This is a genomic window from Trichlorobacter sp. (assembly GCF_030247655.1).
Lineage (GTDB): Bacteria > Desulfobacterota > Desulfuromonadia > Geobacterales > Pseudopelobacteraceae > Trichlorobacter.
This window is the reverse complement of sequence record NZ_JAOTRZ010000224.1, coordinates 1-4631: the sequence shown is the minus strand read 5'-3', so window position 1 is coordinate 4631 and position 4631 is coordinate 1. Positions and strand designations below refer to the sequence as shown.

At 55.0% G+C, this 4631-nt stretch carries 6 protein-coding genes; 1 reads left to right on the top strand and 5 read right to left on the bottom strand.

The genetic code is table 11. The features are described from left to right. The 5 genes from OEL57_RS14345 to OEL57_RS14325 all read right to left on the bottom strand — a co-directional run. On the bottom strand, positions 1–171 hold a 171-nt coding region (locus OEL57_RS14345), incomplete at its 3' end, for a 3,4-dihydroxy-2-butanone-4-phosphate synthase (protein ID WP_300741363.1). Positions 172–188: 17 nt separating this feature from the next. Further along, positions 189–830, bottom strand: coding sequence for a riboflavin synthase (locus OEL57_RS14340; RefSeq protein WP_300741362.1), 642 nt, complete (start codon positions 828–830; stop codon positions 189–191). After that, entirely contained in the window at positions 815–1918 is a 1104-nt protein-coding gene (gene ribD, locus OEL57_RS14335) for a bifunctional diaminohydroxyphosphoribosylaminopyrimidine deaminase/5-amino-6-(5-phosphoribosylamino)uracil reductase RibD (protein ID WP_300741360.1), read from the bottom strand. The genes OEL57_RS14340 and ribD overlap by 16 nt, the downstream gene beginning before the upstream one ends. Before the next feature lie 8 nt (positions 1919–1926). Continuing rightward, positions 1927–2379, bottom strand: coding sequence for a transcriptional regulator NrdR (nrdR, locus tag OEL57_RS14330; protein ID WP_300741358.1), 453 nt, complete (start codon positions 2377–2379; stop codon positions 1927–1929). Continuing rightward, positions 2376–2846: a deoxycytidylate deaminase gene (locus tag OEL57_RS14325; RefSeq protein WP_300741356.1), complete on the bottom strand. Its 471-nt coding sequence runs from the start codon at positions 2844–2846 to the stop codon at positions 2376–2378. The genes nrdR and OEL57_RS14325 overlap by 4 nt, the downstream gene beginning before the upstream one ends. A 79-nt stretch (positions 2847–2925) precedes the next feature. On the opposite strand from OEL57_RS14325, the gene OEL57_RS14320 reads away from it, so the two are divergent. Next, positions 2926–4620, top strand: a complete 1695-nt coding sequence (locus OEL57_RS14320; protein ID WP_300741355.1) for a sigma-54 dependent transcriptional regulator — start codon at positions 2926–2928, stop codon at positions 4618–4620. The last annotated feature ends 11 nt before the right edge of the window (positions 4621–4631 follow it).

The window sequence follows — 4631 nt, the reverse complement described above, 5'->3', positions numbered from 1 at the left end:
ACAGATCAGACCACGACCATATCTGGCCATAAAGTTGATCGCCTCCGGGGTAGCCATTTCGGCTGCCATGGTCAGGTCACCCTCGTTCTCCCGGTCCTCATCATCCACCAGAATCACCATCTTACCCTGACGAATATCCTCTATCGCTTCTTCAATCGTACATACACCCATCGCTACATATTCCTCTCTCAGATAAAACCGTTCTGCATTAATGTATTCATGGTCAGGCCGCCAGAACCACCATGGGGACCAACCAGTCGCACCACATATTTGCCAATAACATCTGTCTCAATATTCACGTTTTTACCAGGACCTACTCCTGCCAGGGTTGTCTTCTCAAGGGTGTGGGGAATGATTGATACGCTAAAGCCGGTGTCGCTCACCCCATTCACGGTCAGGCTGATACCATCAATTGCCACAGATCCCTTTTCCACCAGCATTCGGGCCTGATCACGGGGCAGGCTGAACCCCAGTACAACGGCGTTACCTTGATTTACTCTGCTTTCCAGCCGCCCTACACAGTCAATATGCCCGGTCACCAGATGTCCATCCAGTCGCCCCCCCAGCCGCAGAGCCCGTTCAAGATTAACCGGGCTGCCCGGTTGAGAAGCCGCAAAGGTGGTCCGCGTCACGGTCTCAGGTGAGACATCAAAACTGAAACGATCTCCCTGCATGTCGATTACCGTCAGACAGGCACCGTTTACGGCAATCGAATCACCGATACAGATCTCGCCGGCTGGCAACGGAGCAGCGACCTCCAGCACGGCACGGTCACCGCCGCGACGTAACGACACAACACGCCCGGTACACTCGATCAGGCCGGTGAACATACACCCACCGGTCTGGCATACGCCACCATGTCAGGGCCTGACATACCAACCCGTCGCACTTCCAACTTAATAGCCTCATCCATCGTACTGATCCCTTGTATGGCAAAAGGAGAAAAGCCGTTCCCCACTACCTTTGGAGCATAGAAAAAGATACATTCATCAATCAGATGATGTTGCAGCAGATCGCCTGCCAGGCGGCTGCCTCCTTCCAGCAGGATGCTCTGCACCCCCCTGACAGCCAGCTTGTGCAACAGATCCGCCATATCAACCCGGCCATCATATTCACGGCAGACCAGTATATCCGCCCCCTGCAACAGATAACGCTGATGGATGTCAGGATCTGCCTCGCAGGTTGCGATAACGGTTTTATCGGCATGGGCGTCATTCAACACATTAACGCTTTCCGGAGTACGCAGACGGGTATCCACAATCACCCGCAACGGGTCACGCCCCCGAACATGGCGAACCGTCAATTGGGGATTATCAACAATCACCGTACCCACCCCGACCATAACCGCGTCACAATGGGACCTCAGGCGGTGTACCAGGCGTCGGGACTCCTCACCGGTGACCCATCGGGAATGCCCGGTGACAGTGGCAATATTGCCATCCATGGTCATGGCAGTCTTGTAAATAAGGTACGGAAGACCGGTGGTAACTGCTTTGATAAAACCTTTGTTCAGCTCCTTACAGTGTGCTTCCAGTAATCCGACATCAACCCGGATACCTGCCTGACGAAGCTTCAACAGCCCATTGCCCGCCACCTGCAGAAAGGGATCAACCATACCGGCCACCACCCGCCGCACACCAGCAGCAATCAGTGCGTCACAGCAAGGGGGGGTCTTGCCGTAATGGCAGCAGGGTTCCAGGGTCACATAGACATCTGCACCTTTGGCTGCGGCACCGGCCATGGCCAGGGCATGGATTTCTGCATGGGGAGTACCGGCTTTTTTGTGCCACCCTTCACCCACAATAGCCCCGTCACGTACAATCACACAGCCTACAGCCGGGTTGGGGGCAGTTTTCCCCAATCCTTTTCGAGCCAGTGAAAGCGCCCGTTTCATATATGCAATGTCTGTTTTTAACATCCCGCCCCCTACTTCTTCAGCAGGTCCTGCAGCTCAACCATAAACTCGTTAATATCTTTAAAAGAACGATAGACTGATGCAAACCGGACATAGGCCACCTGATCAACGGCATGCAGTTCGTTCATAATCCATTCACCGATCCTTGATGCTGGCACCTCCCGTTCACCACACTCCTGCAGACGGGTCTCAAGACGATCGGTCATCCGCTCGATATCCTCCACGGAAACCGGACGTTTTTCACAGGCCTTCTTAATACCGGAGATTACCTTCATCCGATCAAAATGCTCCCGCCGTCCATCCTTCTTGCAAACCAGCGGCAGCATCTCCTCCACCCGTTCATAGGTGGTAAACCGTTTGGCGCACTCCTCACATTCACGACGACGACGGATAACCGCCCCACCTTTATCTGGCCGCGAATCTACAACTTTGCTATCTTGATGACCGCAGAACGGACACTTCATCTGGATTCTCCTCCGGTTGTGCCACGCTCAAAATGGACCACCTCAATGCCGCTTTCTTCCACCATTTCACGGGCCAGCTCATCAGCATACCCTTCTGCAAAAACAATCCGCTTAATACCGGCGTTGATCAACATCTTGGTACAGATAATACAGGGCATGGTGGTGCAATACAGGGTTGATCCATCAATATTAACGCCATGCCGGGCCGCCTGAATAATGGCGTTCTGCTCGGCATGCAGTCCGCGACACAGCTCATGGCGCTCACCAGAGGGCACCTTCAGCCGCTCCCGCAGACAGCCGGTCTCCTCACAGTGGCGAATACCGGACGGCGTACCGTTGTAGCCGGTGGCCAGAATATTCCGATCCTTGACCAGTAGTGCCCCCACCTGACGTCGCAGACAGGTTGAACGGGTCGCCACTAAAAGGGTGATATCAATAAAATACTGGTCCCAGGTCGGACGGGCCATAGCAGCTCCTGCTTGCAAAATCTTTTTACCACGTTATCCTATAAACCATACTTGTATGCAGGTCAATAACGGGGGGAACATGGCGGCCAGGATACTGATTGTAGATGATGAAATTTCGATCACCCGCCTTATCTGCACGGTCCTTGGCACTGATGGCAATCAGACTGACGTGGCCTACACCTGTCAAAACGCCCTGACCCTCATTGCCGGCCAACCCTATGATGTCATCTTTATCGATATCATGCTGGATAAGGCCCAAGGCGGACTGGCACTGCTTAAAACAGCTGCGACACTATCACCCACCAGCCGCGTCGTTATGATGACTGGTTACCCGGATGTAGCCACCGCAACTGAAGCGGTACGCTGCGGTGCCTTTGACTATCTCTGCAAGCCGTTTGACAGCCTGCAGATCAGCAGCATTGCCCGCCACGCCATTGAAAACCGCAGGCTACAGCTTGAGCGGGAACAGTTCCGCGCCAATCTGGAAGCGATCAACCGCAGTATCAGCGATGCCATCATCATGGTAGATCAGCAACTGCACTTACAGCACCTGAACGATGCAGCCCTCCAGTGCGGATATCGTCCTGACCAGCTCGGTCAACCGATTGATACCCTGCCCACCGGCTGCCTCGGCAGCTGCCGCATGGCATTGGCTGAAACAGTACGCACCGGACAACGCCAGGAACTGAAGCGGATCGAATGTCGCGGCAATGGCAGTCGTACCCGGATCGTCAGTGTCATTGCCACCCCCACCACCAGTGAAGACGGGCACCGCACCGGCGCCGTAGCCGTTATACGGGATGAAACCGAACTGGATGCCCTGGAACGCCAGCTTCAGCAGCGCAGCCGCTTCCATACCATCATTGGCCGCGCCCCGATCATGCAGCAGCTTTTCACCAGAATCGAGGCGTTGGCAGATGTCACCAGCACCGTCCTCATCTGCGGCGAAAGCGGTACCGGCAAAGAACTGGTGGCCCAGGCGCTCCATGAATGCGGTGCCAGAAAGCAGAAACCGTTTATCAAGCTCAACTGTTCGGCGCTACCGGAGGGTCTGCTGGAAAGCGAACTGTTCGGCCATGTCCGTGGCGCCTTTACCGGCGCAATCAAGGACAAGATGGGACGTTTCCAAAAAGCCCATGGAGGCACCATCTTTCTGGATGAAATCGGCGATATCTCCCCTGCCCTGCAGATCCGGCTGCTGCGGGTGCTTCAGGAACGTGAGATTGAACGGGTCGGCGACACCACACCGATCAAGATTGATGTACGGGTAATTGCCGCCACCCACCGCAATCTTCAGGACAAGGTCCGACGCGGAGAATTCCGGCAGGACCTCTACTATCGCCTGAATGTGGTACGTCTTGAAGTTCCAGCCCTGCGAGAGCGCCTGGAAGACCTGCCCCTGCTGGTTAATCATTTTCTCCAGCAGTTTTCACACAAATTCAACCGCACCTGCAGCAGTCTGTCCGAAGATGTGCTGTCCGCCTTCCGCAGCCATTCCTGGCCAGGCAATGTGCGTGAACTGGAACACCTGATTGAGCACGCCTGCATCCTCAGCCAAAGCTCTATCATTAGCTCTGATGCCCTGCCAGCCGAGTTTTTTACCATCGTCAAAGCAGCCCCGGAAGCCAGCATTTCCGTCCCCCATGCCCACCCGGAAATAACCATTAAGGAAGCGCTGCGTCGAAGCAGGGGCAATCGCACTGAAGCGGCAAAACTGTTGGGAATCAGCCGACGCACCTTCTACCGCTGGCTTGAGCAACAGACTGAGCCGTGACACACACAAAC

What these genes read in the sequence shown, in the direction of transcription:
- OEL57_RS14325 (WP_300741356.1), bottom strand. Translation starts at nt 2,846, where the DNA reads ATGGCCCGTCCGACCTGGGACCAGTATTTTATTGATATCACCCTTTTA.
- nrdR (WP_300741358.1), bottom strand. Translation starts at nt 2,379, where the DNA reads ATGAAGTGTCCGTTCTGCGGTCATCAAGATAGCAAAGTTGTAGATTCG.
- ribD (WP_300741360.1), bottom strand. Translation starts at nt 1,918, where the DNA reads ATGTTAAAAACAGACATTGCATATATGAAACGGGCGCTTTCACTGGCT.
- OEL57_RS14320 (WP_300741355.1), top strand. Translation starts at nt 2,926, where the DNA reads ATGGCGGCCAGGATACTGATTGTAGATGATGAAATTTCGATCACCCGC.
- OEL57_RS14340 (WP_300741362.1), bottom strand. Translation starts at nt 830, where the DNA reads ATGTTCACCGGCCTGATCGAGTGTACCGGGCGTGTTGTGTCGTTACGT.